This window comes from Streptomyces lucensis JCM 4490 (assembly GCF_014650035.1).
Lineage (GTDB): Bacteria > Actinomycetota > Actinomycetes > Streptomycetales > Streptomycetaceae > Streptomyces > Streptomyces lucensis.
The window spans coordinates 205,715-224,290 of record NZ_BMUE01000007.1; the positions used below are offsets into that span (position 1 = coordinate 205,715).

Below are 18,576 nucleotides of genomic sequence, written 5' to 3' on the forward strand. Positions count from 1 at the left end.
CTCGCCGCAGCCGGGTGCGAGCCACGGCTCGCGTCAACGGTATCGGTGATGACACCTGCAGTGGTCGTCCGGGTTGAACGGAACTCACTGGTCGTGGTTCCAGCCAGTGAGTTCGCCGGAGGCGTGTCAGATCAGTCCCTGCGCCAGCATCGCCTGGGCAACTCGTTCGAAGCCCGCGATGTTGGCCCCCGTGACGTAGTCACCCGGGGCGCCGTACTGGTCGGCGGTCTGCCAGCACAGGTCGTGAATGTCCCGCATCACCGTGGCCAGCTCGGCCTGGACGCGGTCCCGGGACCAGGAATCGCGTCCGCTGTTCTGCCGCATCTCCAGGGCGCTGACCGCGACGCCGCCCGCGTTGGCCGCCTTGCCGGGGCCGAACGCCACCCCGGCCTCCCGGAAGACCTGTGCGGCGGTCGGGGTGACCGGCATGTTGGCACCCTCCGACACGGCTTTCACTCCGCCCCGCACAAGGGCCCTTGCATCGTCGGCGTTCAGTTCGTTCTGAGTCGCCGAGGGGAGGGCCACGTCGGCGGGGACCTCCCACACCGAGCCGTCCGGCACGAACACCGCCGATCCACCCCGGCGTTCGGCGTAGTGCCGCACCCGGCCGCGCTCGATCACCTTGATCTGCTTGAGGAGGTCGATGTCGATGCCCTTGTCGTCGACGACATAGCCCTCGGAGTCCGAGACGGTCAGGGCCCGCGCCCCCAGCTCGTGCAGCTTCTCCACGGTGTAGAGGGCCACGTTGCCCGAGCCGGACACCAGGACCTGCTGGCCCGGCAGGTCCTCGCCACGACGGTGCAGCATCTCGGCGACGAACAGGACGTTGCCGTACCCGGTGGCCTCTGCTCGCCCGGCCGAGCCGCCCCAGCCCGGGCCCTTTCCGGTCAAGACGCCCGCCTCCCAGCGGTTGGTGATGCGCCGGTACTGGCCGAACAGGTAGCCGATCTCCCGGCTGCCCACACCGATGTCCCCGGCCGGTACATCCGTACGGTCCCCGATGTGTCGGTACAGCTCCGTCATGAACGACTGACAGAAGCGCATCACCTCGTCGTCCGAGCGGCCCCGCGGGTCGAAGTCGCTGCCGCCCTTGCCGCCACCGATACCGAGGCCGGTCAGGGCGTTCTTGAACATCTGCTCGAAACCGAGGAACTTCACGATGCCCAGGTTCACCGACGGGTGGAAGCGCAGACCGCCCTTGTAGGGGCCGAGCGCGCTGTTGAACTCGATCCTGAAACCCCGGTTGACGCGGACTCGGCCTTCGTCGTCCTGCCACGGCACCCGGAAGAGCAGCTGTCGTTCTGGCTCGCACAGCCGCTCGATGAGCGCAGCCTGTCCGAGTTCCGGCCGGGCCGCCAGGACGGGAGCGAGAGTCTCCAGGACCTCTCTAGCCGCCTGGTGGAACTCCGGTTCCGCCGGATTCCGCCGGACGACCTCGCTGTAAAGCGCGGTGAGCGTCTCGCGCGTCGATGATGTGGTCACAGCAACCCCCTCCGGGACGACGGCACGGTGAGTGGCGTCGATGCCGCCGCGCCGACCGGCACGGACGGTTCTCCTGTGTGTCTCCTGCATCTTCTTCGCCTAGGACTACGTGGGCGCCGTTCGACGCGTTCACCACGCTCCCGTCATCCCGAGCCGCGTTCGAGGCCGAGCGGGACCATCCTGCGCGGTGACGCAGCGGGTCCGGCGAGCGGCACTCTTGTCCTCGGGAATGCCGGGACGTCACCAACTCCGTGACGCTCGTTGAAGCCCGCGGTCAGGGGTGGGAGGGCCGTTGCGTGAGTGGCGTGTCCGGCGATCGCCTCGCTCGTCTCCCGCACCCATCGGTGAAGACGCGGTGTTCCATGCCTGTCTGTTCATGAGTGATTGCTGGAGCGATGGGCCGTTTGCAGGGCAGCGGTGGAGATATTGAGGTGCGTTGGTACCCGCGACTTGTGCAGACTCCACGCATGGCCGCTGACACCGCCGTCTCGCTTCAGGGGAGGGCCCTGAGACATGTCGCGGTTTCGTCGAAGGGGAAGCCCCTCCCGCCGGACCTGAGGGTGACAATGCACTTTCACCCCGACCGAGTCGCGGGAAACCGTCCCATCCTGATCCAAATGGCTGAGGACGGTGTCTACAGGTCACAGTTCGTCACTGGAACGAGTAACGGCGGGCTGACCGCTCATCCTGGCGGGGACCGGTGGCGCTGGGAGAGTCGTATCTTCGCCGGCGCCTACGACGATGCCGCACCTGACCAGCGCCCCGTCTACGGCGCGTTGAACTACCGCCGCGATCCCATCGGCGGTGCCCCGCGATTCGGCTCCTCGTACTTCAGGCTCAAGCCTGAGGTTCTCACGCGCGCCACGTTCTGTTACCCGGACAGCTCCGCTGAGCCGTCTGCCTTCGGCGTCGCCGATCGATGCTCACTTCTCGAGCTTGCCGAGGCAGCGAACAGGGATCCCCTTGACGGCCACATTGAGGCGCAGATCCACGGGCCGGTCAGGTTCGACTGTGATGTGGAAGCGCTGGTGCTGGACCCCAGCTATCGCGGTACAGCGGTCGACCATGCGGCAGAACATCTACCGTGCCCCGTCGAATGGCATCCCGGTTTCCGGCTCAGCGTGGCTGAACTGCGTCACCATGCGCACTATCGCGGTCAGGCGTATGTAGATCTGGGAGCCGAGATCGTTCACGGCGGCTGGCTCACTCCCAGGGATATAGGAGACGCTGCCCGCACAGGTCGATACGCTCTTCAGGACCTCAAGAAGGTCTGGCACTGCCTGGCCCGGTTCGGGGATGGTGCGGGCGCGTAGGTCGAAGTATGCGCACGAACAAATTGGGTTAGGAGAATGAACGAAAGAAGACGAACCCGAAATACGTGCGACACGTTGGACGACAAAACCGACCAACAAATCGATGGAAATGCGCAAGCAGGAAGTGCTGGGCATGTGATCGTCGTTTCCGGCGATCAGTGAGCCTTTTCAGCGTGGCCCCTGATCGGGTGATGCGGCGATCCCATCAGCCGGTACGGCCGCTGACGTTCACCGGCTCGAACGCGTGGCCGACGAACGGGTCCTGCGCCTCGACGCCCGATTGGGCGGTACGAGGTGGGGCAGGCTGAGGGGCGTTCTCGCACTCCCCTTCGGCGGCAGGAGACCGGCAGGTTACGTGTTCACTTCACGGCGGAAGACCTCGCCAGGACCCGGGTGGCCGCGACCATCGGCGTCGCGGCCGAGGTCTACTACAGCCTGGAGCTACTGAGAGGCAACCGGGTGCCTACGCACCTCCACACCTGGCGCTCGGCGGTCGCGGGCAGGACGGGGGCCGACACACTCCCCTTGACATCCCTGGTCCCGACGCGCGGTCCCGGGCTTGATCTGCTGGCCCTGACGGGCGATGTGCCCTCTCTGGACCACGCCGTGGACAATCTGCTGCACGCCCCGGTGTCCCAGCTGCGCCGCGAGATCGAGTGTCTCGACTTCCGTCCCGGACAACTGCCGTGGGCCAGACGGGTGGCGGAGGGCGACCGTGACGCGCTGCGGGAGCTGGCGAAGGCCCTGCGCGCCTGCCACCGACTGACCGTCGAGCCCTACTGGGACAGAGGACGGTCCGAACTGGTCGCGCTGTCCACCCGTAGCGCGAACCTGATGCTGGAGGGAGGCGTCGATCTCCTGCTGCGCTCGATCTGTGCACCACTGGTCCGCTGGCGTCCGCCGGTGCTCGACGCCCCCTACCCGCGCCGAGTCGATGTGCACCTCCAGGGGCGGGGACTCATCATCACGCCCACGGTCTTCTCGAAGCACCCGGTGAGTTTCCTGTGGGACCCGCTCGACACCGCTCAGCCACCCCGCCTGACCGTACCGGCCCTCCGCCGGCCACTGACCGGCACCGAAGCGGCGGAGTCGGACGGCGCGACCGTCCGGAACCTGGAGTCCCTGCTCGGCCGCACCCGAGCCGCCGCCCTGCGAGTGACGGCGGAAGGCTGCACGACGAGCGAACTGGCCCGCCGCCTCGACGTCACGGCCGCCGCGGCCAGCCAGCACGCGACCGTGCTGCGCGACACGGGCCTCATCACCACCAGCCGCCGCGGCGGCTCCGTACTCCACCTCATCACCCCGCTCGGGCTGGCCCTGCTGCGGACGGGCGCCCTGACGCAACCGTGACGGCGCGAGGACGCCGCGAACGAACGTCACCACCCCTGTCACCCACCACCGAACAAGCGCACCGAGGTGTGTGAAGTACTGCCGCACCCACCGCCCTGGCAGCCCCTTTAAGCGGTGGCTTAAAGGATGGGCAACGGATGGTCGACCTGCCCAGGATGTGAGGCGACAACCGACTCGTCCCGCCTGGAGGACCACTTGAAGCCCCAACTCGCCGCCGCTGTCGGCTCCGCCGTTCTGACCGCGGCCACCGTACTGGGAGCGCCGGCCGCAGGCGCGCAGACTGCGGCGTACCCGACCACGCCCATCACAGGCGTCTCGTATGGTGCCAGCTACATCAGCGGCACTCTGACCTGGTACAACCGTTCGGTCGGGGTCGACGGAGAACTCCGGGCCGTCGGCTGCCGCAGGGCGTGGGTCGGTGCGTACGACGCCTCGGGTATCCGCCTCGGCGCCAAGAGCACCAGTACCAAGTGCGACGTGACGTATTCGCTCAACGACTTCCCGGCAGTCCCCGCAGACGTGCCCGGCGGGGCCGCGTACGTCGTCGTCTGCCTTGACGACGCCACCGCGTCCCCACTCGATTGCGAGACGTTCTACCGGCCCTGACCACTCCGACCGCTCGATAAGTGACCTTGCGGCGAAACACATACCCGGCCCCGGGGCGGCATGACACGCGCCGCCCCGGAAGCTGATCCCGTCGCCCGACGAGGCAGAGCTACGAGCCATCAACCGTCGAGCCTCCGGAGATGACCGGGACGACGGCAGGCGCGGGATGTTCGGCTGTGTGACCGTGGGAGCAATGGGGCTTCGGTCCTACTCGAAGTCGGCTGCCCCTCCGGCGGGCGAGGCCGCCGAGTGCGTTGACGAGGCCGCCAGGCAGGGCATCCGCCGCCCAGGGCGCATCGGGCCGCCGTCGCGGATCCACCCGATCGGTGGCTGTTCCGAAAAGGAATCAATGAGCCTTTTCAGCGTGGTCACCGATCGGGTGATGACCTTGGTGCCCGCAACGGACAGGGCCCCGTGCCGTTGGGCGAGGTGTTCGAAGTCTCAACCTGCCGGTCCAGGAGCCCTGTTGGTTCCCTATCCTGCCGCACGCGACCTGCCTCATGCGCTGGTCGAGTGGGTCACGATGCTTATCGTCACCCGTGAGGGTGACCGTCGCTGCAAGCTCCCGCCGCACCACCGCCCACGCCTCGTCGCCGACCGCGCCTACATCGGCGCCGGCTCCTGGGCCATCACCGCCATCCGCCGCCCGCCCAAAGGCGAACTGTCACCGACCGAACGGACGCTGAACCGGGCACTCGCCCAGGCCCGAGCTCCCGTCGAACGAGGCGTCGCCCGCCTGAAGTCCTGGCGGATCTTCCGCCGGAGCCGCTGGAGCCCGAACCGCATGACAGACATCGCCGCCGCGGTCCTCACCCTGGAGAGGCAACGCTGAAAAGGCTCAGTAACTAGTGGCGTGGCGGGCAGATCGGTGGAATTTTCGGGTTGCGGTTCGGTCTGACCCCCTACGTGGCCAAGCCGACGGACCCGACGTGCTCTTCGTAGACGCGGCTACGACTCCGTCACCTGCTGTGGGCCTGCGGCATCTGCTCGGTGATCGCCGAACGAGTTGAGAGACACGGCTCCGGCCTGGGCGTCTTTCGCTACGTGGACGAGCGCACGATCGCCTGGCTGCATGGTTGCCACCGCCTGTGAATCCGTGGGCGGAATGATCGACGCGTCCGCTGATGGCAGGAGTGACTTCAATGCCTCGGTAGCCCGCATCGTGCCGGCTACTGGCTGAGGGCTGGTGGTGGGTCCAGCTGTCGCATGGTCAAGTTCGTGCGGCCGTACGCCGCGACAGCAACACCCTTTCATCAAGTGGTAACGACCACGTTCGACCCCGCAGCGTGCCGTTGCCGCCCCGCTTCCGCACCACCTTCAACAACCTGAAAACTTCGCTGTCTGCAGCTCCGCGCCTTCGTGTCTTCCATGGGTTCGTCCGGAGCGATCCAACTCCCCGCTCTCCGCCCCGGACCGGATCAGCGACCGCCTCACCGCATAGGACAGCGGTCTCAAGGCGTACATCTCACGGCTTGGGGTGGCGCCGCAGTAGTACCTGAGGCTTACATCCGACATCGTTCCAGCTGGCGACCTCCAAGATCATGCCGAGGCCTAGCGTTGAGCTCGATCGCAAACGCCGCGTAGCCACCCACGCCCCGGATCGTGGCTGCACCTCCCATGTCGCTCGGAGTCTTGTCATGTCCAAAACACGGCAGCATTGCTTCGACTTTGGCGTTCCGCCTGCCCTCACCCTGCTTCTCGGTCTTTGGGGTATCACCCGCAACAACAGCATGTGGCGTGATGAGGCGGCTACCTGGGAGGCGGCCCACAGGACGATTCCCGAAATCTGGAGTCTCCTGGGGCGGATCGACATGGTCCACGGCCTGTACTACCTCTTCATGCACGGCGTCTTCACGGTGTTCGGAGACCGCCTCTACTGCCTGCGACTGCCGTCGCTCCTGGCCATGGCATGCGCCACCGCTTTGCTCACCCTTCTGGGCTCCCGACTGGTCGACGCCTCCACCGGGCTGGCAACAGGACTGGCATTCGCCCTCCTGCCCGCCGTCCAGCAATACGCGCAGGAAGGGCGCCCCTACGCCTTGGTGACCGCTTGCGAAGTGCTCGCCTGCTGGCTGCTGGTGACGGCAGTCGACGCCTCAAACTGGTGCCACTGGGCGGCGTACGGCACCACAGTGCTGGTGGCCGCGCTCCTCAACTGGTTCTCGCTCCTGATTCTCTTCGCACACGCCGCGACCATCGCCCTGGCCCGTACGCCTCGGGCGGTCATCGCGCGATGGGCGCTCTCCGCGTCCTGCGCCGTGCTGGGCAGCCTCCCCCTTGTCATGGCGAGCCAGGCCCAGTCGGGGCAGGTCTCCTGGATCCCACCGGTCGGACTGGGTACGACGCTCAATCTGCTCATGACTGTGGTCATGGGCGCGCTGGGCGCTTATCTCGCACGAACGAGATTGGCGAGCGGTAGCGTTCGGGTTTCGCTCAGTGCGCTCGCTCTGCCGCTGCTGGCCCTTCCTCCGCTTCTGCTTCTCGCCGTTTCCTTGACACGGCCGCTCTACCAGACCCGGTACGTACTGTTCAGCCAGATCGGACTCGCGCTACTCATTGGTGCTGCGTGCCACGCACTGGCAAGCCGCTTCCGGAGACAGCCTCGTCGCTCGATCGTTCTGGCCGCGGCTGTCGCCCTGGTTGCTCTGCTACCCATCGAGGTACCACTGCGCAGCGCAGGCAGCCGGGTCGACGACGTTCTCTCCACGGCCGACAACGTCGCCGCGGTCCGCAAGCCCGGCGATGCCGTGCTGTACATCCCCGCTGCACGCCGCGACACCGCTCTCGTCTCGCCCGGCGCATTCACCGGCACCAGGGACCTGGCGCTGATCGAGAACCCGCGACAGTCCAACACTCTTCAGGGCGTGGAGGGCACCCCTGAGTACATACGAAAGGCCATGCTGACCGCGCGTCGCATCATCGTCGTCACAGACGACAACACCTCGCCCCCCGCGTCTGCTCGCGACCGGACCAAGGAGCAAGTCCTTCGGTCCCACTTCATACGTCGCTACGAGACCCGTGAACGCGGACGCAAGATCGTGGTGTACGTACGCCGCGCCGACGACCGTGCGGCCACCCCGACCTCGCGCTGTCCATGCTTCGTCAGGAAGGGTTCCACCCCGACGCCACCTGGGGTTGTACCCACCGAGCAGTCAAAGTCGAACCGCACCCAGTAGAGGAGTTCGCCGGTGCGTTGAATGCCCGTCCAGGGGCTCAAGTCCGAGGCGGCGTTTGCCTCCGGCCCACAGTCCATCCCGCCATCACGTGCGTCGCGACCGTGGCAACTGCGGCCAACCCAAGGCCCTGCACGACGTGGCGGGGACGGGCCGGGCACAGCACGCCGGCCCGCCGCAGCTGGCCGCGGGCCCAGAGCGTAAAGGGAATGACCACCAATGGAGAGGTGGCCGAGCCCGGAGTGTATCCGCGGACCACGGCGGCCTGCGCCAGATGTACCAGGCCATGCAGTCCGAATCCGTTGAGGGCCCACTGATAGAAGGCAGAACGCCCGCCGGTGCGATAACCGTCGGCCGACGCTGCGGCCACCACGACGGCCATGCCGGCGACGGCGGTCGCGAACTCGCGCTCGTCGATGGACTGCAGATGCCGCCATATCCGATCCGGTACCCGCGGAAATTGTTCCCGCAGCTCGGGCACCTGAGAACGTGTCCACCGCGGCACCGAGACCACTTCCTCCGCATCGTGCGCTGCCCACGCAGCCAACAACCCGAAGGTCACACCTGCGCCGACGCCACGCTGCCCGCTCCTGTTTCCGCTCATGGACAGGCAGTCTCTCAGCACACCTGGTTCCACGCACAAGACGCGATCGCCCGCTACATGTGGGCGAAACGGCCGCACGCCCCGCAAATGCTAACGAGGTTGAGATACAGGCCGAAAAAGCTCATGTGTTCGACGGGTGTGGGTCGGCGGCCGGTTAGGCGGGTGACCTTCAGCCAGCAGGGGAGATTGTCCAGTACAGCGTCTACCTTGAGTACGCTGACAACGAAGCGACGTCTGTGCTCAGCCACGTCTACACGGAAGCGGACGGCAGTCGCGGCTTCCGCCTCGTCCGTGAGTTCTCCAATACCGACCTGGCCGCACAGCTGATCCGACGCAGGGACGGAACTGAATCACCCCTCTCGAACGCCTTACCGAGCTTTGCCCACCTCCCACCCCTGTGCAGCCGCCGGTGAACTGGGCAAGCGTCGAATCCGACCTCCAACTGCGTTTGCCCGAGGACTACAAGCAGCTCACAGCCGCCTACGATCCCGGATGCTTCGCCAACTTCCTCTGGGTCTACGACCCCCGTCACACCTCCGTTCACGTCAACCTGCTCGGCCCGGCCCGAGACCGCACACGTGCTCAGATACAAGACGACTACGCCCGGGAGAGCTGTCCCGCCCCGGTCGATCCGCAGTTCCTGCTTCCTTGCGGTGGCACGGACAACGGCGAGGACTTCTTCTTGATCACCGACCCGGAGGACGATCCCGACGCCTGGACCATCATCGTCAACCAGGCACGCGGACCAGGTCGGTACACCTTTGACGGAAACCTGACCCGGTTCCTGGTCGCGGTGTTCAGTGGCTCCACGACCGTCCCGCAGTTCCCCGAGGGGCTCTTGCAAGGTGACATCAGCTTCAAGCCCTCGGACCTTGACCAATGGTCTCCGCCCTTGCCACCTGTGACCCCTCCCGTCAGCACCGACGAGATCCGCATCTGGGCGCGCGCGAACGGGTACGAAGTTCCGGTGCGAGGACGCATTCCCGCAGATGTTCGGCAAGCATGGGAGCAGGCGGACGAGAGTCACTGAACACAGCGCAACGCCGCTCGCTGATCACCCGGTCCGGGCGTCGGCGTACCTCCGGTTCTCCTCGGGCAGTCGGCGGACGAAGCGGTACCGCATGCTGCTGCTACGGTCGACGTGGGGCGAAAGGCCGTCCAGGGCTGGGAGCTGAGCGCCGCGCCTTGCCGAGCCAGACGCCGGGCACGGCGTGGAACGCCCATCCGAATGCCTCGCGCGGACCGCATCCGTACCGCACCGCGATCTCCAGCAGCGTCCGCCCACCTGCCAGTACCTCCGCGCCCGCGACGGTCAGCCGCCGATGCCTGGTGTACTCCGAACAGTGGCACTCCTGCCAGCGCTGAGTACATCCGCCGCCTGGTGCTCCGAGGTGGCACCGCGATCCGCGCCGGCCGCCCACGTCGACGGAGCTGTCGAGGTGCCGCTCGATGTGCTTTATGGCCTGACCGAGCCGCTCCAGCACGCTCATCTCCAAGATCCCGACTGACGATTCAGCCAGGCGCGGCCCTGCACGCAGCACCCGAGAAGAGCGGCGCGGCAAGAGTCGGGTGGCCGGGGTGGGCGGTAACGCATGCTGGAGGCATGGATGACAAGACCTTGGTGTCCCGTTTCCTCCGCGACGGCTTCGTCAAGCTGGAGGGCGCCGTCGCGCCCCGCGTGGCGGCGAGCTGCGCGCGGCTGCTGTGGCAGGAGACGGGCTGCGATCCGGACGACCCGGAGACGTGGACGCAGCCCGTGCACTGGGTCGGCGGGATGGCACAGGGCCCGTTCGCCGCCGCACCCAACTCACCAGCCCTGCACCGGGCGTACGACCTGCTGGTCGGCGCCGGGCGCTGGGAGCCACGCTACTCACCCGGCACCTTCCCGCTGCGCTTCCCGCACGAGGAGGAGCCGGCCGCGCCCTACGAACTGGAGCGGGTCGACGGCGCGTACTCACCCCTGGAGATCGCGATCCGCCGGGGCTTGGAACAGGCCACCTCCGTTCCCGCCGAGAAGGACGCCGGATCCGCAAACCAGAATGCTCAGCTCCGCCAAGTGGAGCGGTCATCCGCCGACCAGCGTCCGTCGTCGAAGATCCCGGGTGGCGGTTCGTGTGGGGAAGTACGCGGTCATGAACCCATCGACCAGGAGCAGAAGTTACTCGCCGTTCATGCCGGGCTGGTGGTGGTGAACGGGCCGTTGTCCGCGAACACGCGCTTGGCGAAGTTCTCGCCGATGCGTCGGTGCCCTTCAGGGCTGGGATGGAGCCCGTCAGGCAGCGGGAACTCGGCGTGGTCGCTTTCGCCGTAGAGGTCGAATCCGTTGAGGTAGTGAAGGTTCGGGTCGTCGGCGGCTCGCTCCTTCACGATGTCGGCGAGTACGTCGCGGATGATCGTGAGTGTCAGCCGTCCGGCGGCGGTTTCGGCCGGATCACCGGTGGCCTTGAACCGGAGGGTTCCGCTTTCGAAGTCCGGCATGAGAGGGCCGGGGGTGTTCTCGTGGGTCGGGCACAGAACCGGCGACACGACGAGCAGTGGTGTCGTGGGGTGGCCCTCGCGGATGGTGTCGAGGAAGCCGTGGACGGCGGGGGCGAAGGCGCGCAGGCGCATGGCATCGGTGTTGACGACGTTGATGCCGATTTTGACGCTGATCAAGTCGGCGAAGGTGTCGCGCATCGCACGCGCGGTGAACGGGTCCACCAGTGCGCTGCCGCCGAATCCCAGGTTGATCAGATCCACGCCGCCCGCGGACGCGGCCAGGGCAGGCCAGATGGTGCTCGGGAAGACGGCGTTCGAGCCGTGGCTGATGGAACTGCCGTGGTGCATCCACACCCGGCGTCCGTTGTCCGGGGCCGGCTCGACGGAGGCGTCGGTGCGCAGGGCGATCACCTCGGTGATCTCCGCGTGCGGAAGCCAGATCTCGATGGCCTTCTCGCCCGCGGGGAGGCCGGTGAAGTGGGCGGTGCCCGCCGGTCCCTCGGTGAACTCCGCGGTCTGCGTCTGCATGTCGGTGATGGTGCGCAGGTTCCCGCCCTTGACGGTGGCCTGTGCGGTGAGTCGGCCGTCGACCAACAGGTCGTACACGCCGTCCGGCGGGGGCGGGAAGCCCAGGTAGACACGCTTGGTGGGCAGCGTGTCCAGCTGGATGCTGGTGGCGCGGGTTCGGAAGGCCAGCCGGACACCGGAAGGCTGGGCCTCGGCCACGGCCAGCCGATCGTCGGGGATCTGGCGGCGCGCCCAGGCGGGCAGCCGGTGCGGCAGCAGACCGTGCGCGGTCTCCTCCACCTCAAGGTGTCCGCGCAGGAAGTCGGCGGTGAGGGGGGTGGTGATCAACTTCTGTTCGGTACTCATTGCCGCAAGCCTTTGGTTCTTAGGGGGGGCGAATCGCGTCGGTACGCGTGAGCCGTTGGAAGAGTGGCGTGCCGCTGGTCAGGAGGCGGACCGGCCTCGCAGCGCGGCGTCGAGGGAGTCCAGGGTCCAGGCCCACGATTCCTCTGAGGCGACATCCGTGTGGCTGAAGCCACCGGCCGCTTCCAGGCTGGCGTAACCGTGGAAGACGCTGCCCAGCATGCGGACCGCGTGCGTCTGGTCCGGTTCCGCCAGGTCGTAGCCGCGCAGAATCGCCCGTGTCATCTGCGCGTGCCGGACGCCGGCGCTGGCCGCGGCCGTTTGCGGGTCGAGCCGGTACCGGGCTGCTTCGTATCGGCCGGGGTGCGCTCGGGCGTAGTCCCGGTAGGCGTTCGCGAAGGCCGTCAGGGCGTCCTTGCCCGCACGTCCGGCCACGGCATCGGCGACCCGGTCGGCCAGTTCTTCCAGCGCGAACAGCGCGATCCGGGTCTTGAGCTCGTGGGAGTTCTTCAGGTGCGAGTACAGGCTCGCGACCCTCACGTCGAAACGTCGGGCGAGCGCCGACAGAGTCACCTGGTCGAAACCGGCCTCGTCGGCTAGTTCCGCACCGGCGAGCGTCAGCCGCTCGGCGCTCAGTCCTGCCCTCACCACAACCATCACCTACTCTGGTTCACCTATAGAGAGTATGCATTTACCTAAGCCCTATAGGCAAGGGCTCGCCCATCGCCAGCACCGCCCGCGCTGCCCCCACACCTGCCGCAAGCACCGATGTGCTCGTCGGCGGGATCGCCGAGTGCGGGCTGACGGCGATGCCTTCTCAGCGCAGGCGACTCCGACACGCTCTCAGAGGAAGACGCGCGCCACCTCCAGCCACCTCTGAGCGTCCTCGCCGATCGCCGTCATGTCCGTCTCGTGCCAGGGGCGACGCCGGGTGACACACAGGCAGAAGTCGATGGCGTGACCCTGTACCCGTTGCGCGGCAGCCTCGGGGCCCCATACCCAGGTCTGTCCGTCAGGTGCTGTCAGCTCGACGTGGAAAGGGTCCGTCGGCTCAGGCAGTCCGACGGCGGCGAAGGACAGCGCTCGTCCCAACACCCCCAGCGACGCCACGTGCTGCAGCCGGTCCGTCGGGCGGTGCGCCACGCCCACAGCGTCGAAGACGTCCTGCCCGTGTGTCCAGGTTTCCATCAGACGAAGTGGCACCATCAGGGCCGGGGTCACCCTCGACATGTACCAGGGGAATGCGTGGTCCCATGGCGTGTCGCGCAGTGCCGCCGCCAGTTGCGCTCGACCGGCCCGCCACTCGTCCAGGAGTGCCGACCGAGGTTTGGCCGCTCCCGCGGCGGCGGCCTTGTCTGCGTACCCGCTGCCTTCGGTTTCCGCCCGCCTGAGCTCGGCGCCGAACGCCTCCGGAGTGCGTAAGGCGCTGAGTGCGTTCGCGTCCGCCCACGCGAGGTGGGCTATCTGGTGGGCGACCGTCCAGCCCGGTGCCGGTGTCGGTACGGACCAGTCGTCCACTGACCTGACCAGGACGTCGAGCTCGTCACCCTCGGCCACCAGCGCGGACAGGACACCAGCGTCACCTGCATCGGGGACTGCGAGGTTGTAGTTCAACATGTGTGCCATGGTGCCACTGCCTCCTTACCGACGACGGAGACGAAGTGGGCAGCATCCAGGGGACGGTAGTGTGGTCGCCGGAGTGCCTGGAAGGCGGCTGACGACGCTCCCCGTGCGGCAGTTGCTACGCCGGTGATGCCGCCCTAGGGGAAGCCGCCGCCGAAGCCGCCCGCCGCCAAGCCGCCATACCCCCAGAGCCGGACGACCAGGAGCGGGGCAGGACCTCGGCGCGATGGACGAGACCGGGCTGGCGCTCTTCTGGCGCCGCCGGATCGGCATGATCTTCCAGTTCTTCGACCTCAGCGACGACCTGACCACGACCGACAACGTCGCCCTGGCCGCACAGCTCACGGCCACCACCCCCGGTGCCGGCCGGGCCGCGACGGCCATGGACGCCGACTCCTACCCGGCCCTGATCCACGCCCTCCACGATGCCGAAAGGGCGTTCCCGACCGCTATCGGTCCTCAGTCATCCGCCAGACGACATCGACCCCCACTTCGCCAGGAGCGCAGGGCCCTTCAGGCACTCGTACGCGTTCGATCTCAGTGAAACCCAAGCGGCGGGCGACGGCTCCGCTAGCTGAGTTGGCGGCATCGTGATGGATCTCCAAACGGTCGATGCCCGCCAGTTGGAAGCCCTGGCTGACAAGACCCGACACAGCCATCGTCACGAGACCTCGTCCCGTCCAACCAGGGTGAATCCAGTAGCCGATTTCGAGGCCGCCCGCACCGATGCGACGATGCAGGCCACAACTACCGATCACCGTGGCACTGCACGTGATCGCATATCCGAAGGCTTGCCTGGTCTCCCACTCGTCGTGACTGCGGGTCAGGAACTCGATGGTTTGCTGCCTGTCGTGGGTGGCCGCCCAGGGCATCCACGGCACCAGATGGTCCTGGGACTCGTAGATCGCCTGTTCCAGGGCGTCGAGATCGGTCATGCGCCACCGGCGCAGTTCAACCCGGTCAGAACTCAGTCTTTCGGCAGGCTCTTCCATGCCCGGATGCTCTCGCAGCCCGGCCGCCACCTACAACGGAATAACACGTTGCCCGCTTCCCAACCAGGCGCGGTCACGGAGCAGCGCCACGAGTGCCGTCATGTCTCGTGAACCTCCGCGGGGACGCGTTCCCCTGACCGCCTACGAAACCGATGGACGAACGCTGCTACTCGAAGTGAACGAAGCCATGGACGCGCCAGCGGTGCCACGGATCCAAGGGCGTGTGGTTGCGCGGCGTTGTGACGGCGGGGGAGGTGGTGCCCACGTTCTTCTCTCGCCAGGCGGGGCCCAGGACGGTGGGTGCTCCGGCGGTGCCTGTACCCGGCGATCAGCTGCTCGCCACCCTGATGTCTCAGACACTTCGGCTCGGCCGCCCACCCGGCGGGCAGCGCAGGACTGACCTATCCCGCGTTCAGGGTCTGCGCCGCCCAGTCGCATTGGAGGCCGGCCGGCTGTTGGAGCCGCGCCACGCCGACCTGCTCCACCGGATGTGGCTAATCGAGCGGGCGAAGGAGTCGAAGGAGTCGGACCTCGCGAATGAGATCAACCTGCGCACCCCCTGACAGCCGTCGCGCGAGTGGCTATCGGTTCAAGAAGTCCGCGATGCCCTCGAAGAGCCCCTGCGCCGCCTTCTGCCGCCAGGCACCGTAGGTCAGCAGTGCCGAGTCCTTGCTGTCACGCATGTTGCCGCACTCGATGAACACCTTCGGGACCGTGGACAAGTTGAGGCCGCCGAGGTCCGTGCGCGTTACCAGTCCGGTTCCCTCGCCGACGTAGTTGGACGCCGGTTCACCGGTCTCGCGCATGAAGAAGTCGGCGACGCGAGTGCCGAGGTCGTGGGACGGGCCGACGATCGGGCGGGTGTCGGCGGCCCCGGCGTGGACTGTTCCCGGGAGGATCACGTGGAAGCCGCGGTCGCCCTCGGCCGAGTCGTCAGCGTGGATGGAGATGGCGGCATCGGCGTGTGCCTCGTTGCCGATCTGCGCCCGCTCGGTCACACACGGCCCCCAAAGGGGTGCGTTCCCGTCGCGGGTCAGTTTCACGGTGGCGCCTTGCTGCTCCAGCAGGGCGCCCAGCCGGTGCGCCACGTCGAGGGTGAAGTCGGCCTCGGTGTAGCCGGCTTTCGTGGACGTCCCGGTGGTGTCGCACTCCTTCCAGTTCGTTCCGATGTCCACCTGACGGTTGATCTCGGTCGGGTACAGGAAGTTGCCCGGGTTGTGTCCGGGGTCGATGACGATCACCTTCCCCGCGAGCGGGCCGGACCCCTCCATCGCGGTCCCCTTGGCGTCGTCACCGGGCGAGGCGAAGGACGGCGCCGACGCGGACCGCACCGGCAATGAGGCCGCTGCGGACGTCCGGGAGAACGCCGAGTCGGGGTCGCCCGCGCGCGGCGAACCCCCGGGGCCACTACCGCCCACCGCTTCGTACACCATCCAGCCAAGCAGCGCGCCGGGCGCCAGCGCGGCGAGTGCCAAGAGCAGCGGGCCGCGCCGGGCAGAACGCCGCTCGGGGGATGGGAACTCCTGGTTCGGATACGACACGCCGCCACCGTAGAGTCCGGGCTCCGTCGCGGACGGCGGCCTCGCCACACAGCCGCAGCCGATCAGCCAAATGGCGTCGCCAGGTACCGCCACGTGGTCCGAGAACGTGCACCTACACGACCCGCTGGCCGGCGTGCGCGGTCACGAGGCGATTGTCGCGGTCCTCCAGGCCACGCGCGAGCAGCTTCTCAGCTTCGAGTTCAAGCTGGCCGGCGAGGTGGACGGCCACCATCCGTGCTGGCCGACGTGGGTGCAGACAGCCTACTCACGCTGGCGCCCGACGTCCTGGATCGTTCCTGGACCAGTACGTCCACTACGGCGAGATGGAGATGCGCCGCCACGACCACACCCCTGGCACCACCCGCACCGAACGCGGGGCTGACAGTGGTGCTGACTGCTTTCAGACTTCGGCGTGCGCCTGTCCTGGTATGGGATTCGAGGTCAGATCGCGCAGGTCGTTGAAGGCCTGGGAGAGGTGGGCGGCCAGGTTCTGTGATGGGTCGTCGATCCAGGCTTGCGCTGCGTGGTGGAAGGCGGCCCAGCCGGTTTGAGCGGCCAGGTCGGCCAGCCGGTCGTGGACGCCGCGCCGACGCAGGGCTTCGGCCACGGCTTCGGTGAGCGAGGCGGCCTTGGCAAGGTCGCGCTCGCGGAGTGCCGGTGTCACCGCGATGATCGCCAGTCGTGGTTCGGAGAACGGGCGGTTCTCCTCGAGGATCCGTCCGGCGATGCGGAAGGCGTGAAGCAGTACGTCGAGCGGCGCGAGGCCCTCGGGTGCTTCGGCGACCTCGTGCATCAAGGCGGCACGCAGGTCGGCCTCGCCATCGAAGAGGACTTCGCGCTTGTCGGGGAAGTGCCGGAAGAAGGTTCGCTCGTTGACGCCGGCGCGGGCGGCGATCTCGGCTGTGGTGGTCTGGTCGAATCCGCGTTCTTGGTACAGCTCCAAGGCCGCCTGCTGGAGGCGGCGGCGCGCTTCCGCTCCGCTTCGTGGCACGCCTTGAGTGTAGCTCATATGTCAGTTACTGGCGCTACTTGACGTCAGTCAATGGCTCTACTTAGTGTCAGCGACTGGCGTTACGTAGCGCCAGTAACTGCTGTTACGGGGAGTGAAAGATCACGCATGTCTTTGTTACCGGCGGCTCCGGTCAGACCGGCCCCGCCGTCGTCGCCGAGCTCGTCGCGTCCGGCCACACCGTCACCGGACTCGCGCGTTCGGCCACCGCCGCCGCCCGGCTTGAGGCGCTCGGCGCCACGCCCCTCCGTGGATGTCTGGACGACCTCGACAGCCTGCGCAGTGGCGCTGAGGCGGCCGACGGCGTACTGCACATGGCCTACGGCGGCGACTTCTCCGACCTCGACGACATGATGAGGCGGGACCGGACCGCGATCCAGACGCTCGGCCAACCGCTGGCACACTCGGGCAAACCCTTGGTCGTCACCTCGGGCACGCTCGTCATGCCAGCCGGTCGGGTGACCACCGAGAACGACGCGCCGGACACCGCCGGGATCGCCGCCTTCCGCATCGCGGGGGAGCGAGCGTGCCTGGACTTCGCCGCCCGAGGGGTCCGTGCGAGCGTGGTCCGACTCGCTCCCACGGTCCACGGCCCTCAAGATCACGGCTTCATTCCCATGCTCATCGCGACCGCCCGAACGACCGGCGTCTCCGCCTATGTCGGCGACGGCAGCAACCGGTGGCCCGCGGTCCATCGGCTGGACGCGGCGATTCTGTTCCGCGTGGCCCTGGAGAAGGCTCCCGCGGGCAGCGTGCTGCACGGAGTGGCCGAGAGCGGCGTCACCATGAAGAGCATCGCGGAGACGATCGCCCGACGCCTCGACCTGCCCACGGTCTCGCTGACGCCGGACGAGGCCGCCGGACACTACGTCAACCCGTTCATGGCCATGGTCTACGGCTTCGACGCACCTGTCACCAGTGCCTACACCCAACAGCTCCTCGGCTGGGCACCCACTCACCCAACACTGCTCGAAGACCTCGAACACGGCGACTACTTGACCGCGCCGGCCTCCTGACCACCAGCCGAAGCAGATGCCCTGCCTTGCTGAAGCCCTGCCGATCCGGTGATCACCGCGCAGGCCCGGCAGCTGACTCCTGCCGCACTTCCCATGACCTTCACCGTCACGGATGTGATATGCCAGTTCCCCACCGGCTCCTACGACGTCATCACATGCGTTGCCACGATCCATCACCTGCCGTTCACCCAGGCACTCACCTGTTTCCGCCGTGATCTGGCGCCGGGGGCCTTGGTGATCGTCGGTCTGGCGCGCGCCCATACCTCTGTGGACCACCTGCTCGGTGCCGTCGCCATTCCGGCCAACGCCGCCATGGGCTGGCTCTGAGGAACAAATGCCGTCCCTCCCTCCGGCCCGTCTCGATGACGGCTCCCAACCTCAGCTAGGAGGTCAGCGATCACGTCAGCCGACAGGCCGGTGATCCTCCGGTCGCTGACGATCGCTGTACGAATCGCGTTCCCCGCCACACCACCCTGATCGACGATCGAGAACTCAACGCTTCACCGCCTACCGTGCACT

At 67.5% G+C, this 18,576-nt stretch carries 16 protein-coding genes and 2 pseudogenes; 9 read left to right on the plus strand and 9 right to left on the minus strand.

Annotated elements, in window-relative coordinates; translation table 11 throughout:
* Window positions 1-126 precede the first annotated feature (126 nt).
* Entirely contained in the window at window positions 127-1,482 is a 1,356-nt protein-coding gene (gene gdhA / locus IE177_RS18135; RefSeq protein ID WP_229816102.1) for an NADP-specific glutamate dehydrogenase, read from the minus strand.
* A 467-nt stretch (window positions 1,483-1,949) separates the two neighbouring features.
* On the opposite strand from gdhA, the gene IE177_RS18140 reads away from it, so the two are divergent.
* The 4 genes from IE177_RS18140 to IE177_RS18155 all read left to right on the plus strand — a co-directional run bounded on the left by IE177_RS18140 (window position 1,950) and on the right by IE177_RS18155 (window position 5,583).
* Window positions 1,950-2,795, plus strand: a complete 846-nt coding sequence (locus IE177_RS18140; protein ID WP_190016399.1) for a DUF3626 domain-containing protein — start codon at window positions 1,950-1,952, stop codon at window positions 2,793-2,795.
* 393 nt (window positions 2,796-3,188) lie between these two features.
* A complete protein-coding gene (locus IE177_RS18145; RefSeq protein ID WP_190016400.1) occupies window positions 3,189-4,145 on the plus strand; it encodes an ArsR/SmtB family transcription factor in 957 nt (318 codons plus the stop codon).
* A gap of 195 nt (window positions 4,146-4,340) precedes the next feature.
* Window positions 4,341-4,751 carry a hypothetical protein gene (locus IE177_RS18150; protein WP_190016401.1) on the plus strand — a complete coding sequence of 137 codons (411 nt, stop codon included), beginning with the start codon at window positions 4,341-4,343 and terminating at the stop codon, window positions 4,749-4,751.
* Window positions 4,752-5,217: 466 nt separating this feature from the next.
* Window positions 5,218-5,583, plus strand: coding sequence for a transposase family protein (locus IE177_RS18155; RefSeq protein ID WP_190016402.1), 366 nt, complete (start codon window positions 5,218-5,220; stop codon window positions 5,581-5,583).
* A gap of 358 nt (window positions 5,584-5,941) precedes the next feature.
* Here IE177_RS18155 and IE177_RS34890 read toward each other — a convergent pair.
* Window positions 5,942-6,078: pseudogene (locus IE177_RS34890) on the minus strand (IS5/IS1182 family transposase); the annotation flags it as partial.
* A gap of 310 nt (window positions 6,079-6,388) precedes the next feature.
* Between IE177_RS34890 and IE177_RS18160 the strand changes: the two are divergent.
* A complete protein-coding gene (locus IE177_RS18160; RefSeq protein WP_190016403.1) occupies window positions 6,389-7,927 on the plus strand; it encodes a glycosyltransferase family 39 protein in 1,539 nt (512 codons plus the stop codon).
* A gap of 37 nt (window positions 7,928-7,964) precedes the next feature.
* Here the strand turns inward: IE177_RS18160 and IE177_RS18165 are convergent, their stop codons facing one another.
* Complete coding sequence (locus IE177_RS18165; RefSeq protein ID WP_190016404.1) at window positions 7,965-8,528, minus strand: HXXEE domain-containing protein; 564 nt, start codon at window positions 8,526-8,528, stop codon at window positions 7,965-7,967.
* A gap of 409 nt (window positions 8,529-8,937) precedes the next feature.
* Between IE177_RS18165 and IE177_RS18170 the strand changes: the two genes are divergently transcribed.
* Window positions 8,938-9,558, plus strand: a complete 621-nt coding sequence (locus tag IE177_RS18170; protein WP_229816103.1) for an Lsr2 family DNA-binding protein — start codon at window positions 8,938-8,940, stop codon at window positions 9,556-9,558.
* Between the two features lie 573 nt (window positions 9,559-10,131).
* On the plus strand, window positions 10,132-10,839 hold the full coding sequence (locus IE177_RS35725) for a hypothetical protein (protein ID WP_373305109.1): 708 nt from the start codon (window positions 10,132-10,134) through the stop codon (window positions 10,837-10,839).
* Here IE177_RS35725 and IE177_RS18180 read toward each other — a convergent pair.
* The 6 genes and pseudogenes from IE177_RS18180 to IE177_RS18205 form a co-directional block, all read right to left on the minus strand.
* Window positions 10,827-11,879: pseudogene (locus IE177_RS18180) on the minus strand (SGNH/GDSL hydrolase family protein); the annotation flags it as partial. The gene IE177_RS35725 and the pseudogene IE177_RS18180 overlap by 13 nt on opposite strands.
* A 78-nt stretch (window positions 11,880-11,957) precedes the next feature.
* On the minus strand, window positions 11,958-12,527 hold the full coding sequence (locus IE177_RS18185) for a TetR/AcrR family transcriptional regulator (protein WP_190016407.1): 570 nt from the start codon (window positions 12,525-12,527) through the stop codon (window positions 11,958-11,960).
* A gap of 192 nt (window positions 12,528-12,719) precedes the next feature.
* Complete coding sequence (locus tag IE177_RS18190; RefSeq protein ID WP_190016408.1) at window positions 12,720-13,502, minus strand: TIGR03084 family metal-binding protein; 783 nt, start codon at window positions 13,500-13,502, stop codon at window positions 12,720-12,722.
* 446 nt (window positions 13,503-13,948) lie between these two features.
* Window positions 13,949-14,491, minus strand: coding sequence for a GNAT family N-acetyltransferase (locus IE177_RS18195; RefSeq protein WP_190016409.1), 543 nt, complete (start codon window positions 14,489-14,491; stop codon window positions 13,949-13,951).
* Window positions 14,492-15,072: 581 nt separating this feature from the next.
* Window positions 15,073-16,032, minus strand: coding sequence for an N-acetylmuramoyl-L-alanine amidase (locus IE177_RS18200; protein ID WP_190016410.1), 960 nt, complete (start codon window positions 16,030-16,032; stop codon window positions 15,073-15,075).
* Window positions 16,033-16,432: 400 nt separating this feature from the next.
* Window positions 16,433-17,023 (minus strand): TetR family transcriptional regulator, encoded by a 591-nt coding sequence (locus IE177_RS18205; protein ID WP_190016411.1) that lies wholly within the window; start codon window positions 17,021-17,023, stop codon window positions 16,433-16,435.
* A gap of 119 nt (window positions 17,024-17,142) precedes the next feature.
* Between IE177_RS18205 and IE177_RS18210 the strand changes: the two genes are divergently transcribed.
* Window positions 17,143-18,057, plus strand: a complete 915-nt coding sequence (locus IE177_RS18210; RefSeq protein ID WP_190016557.1) for an SDR family oxidoreductase — start codon at window positions 17,143-17,145, stop codon at window positions 18,055-18,057.
* Window positions 18,058-18,150: 93 nt separating this feature from the next.
* Window positions 18,151-18,384 (plus strand): methyltransferase domain-containing protein, encoded by a 234-nt coding sequence (locus IE177_RS18215; RefSeq protein WP_229816104.1) that lies wholly within the window; start codon window positions 18,151-18,153, stop codon window positions 18,382-18,384.
* Window positions 18,385-18,576: the final 192 nt, after the last annotated feature.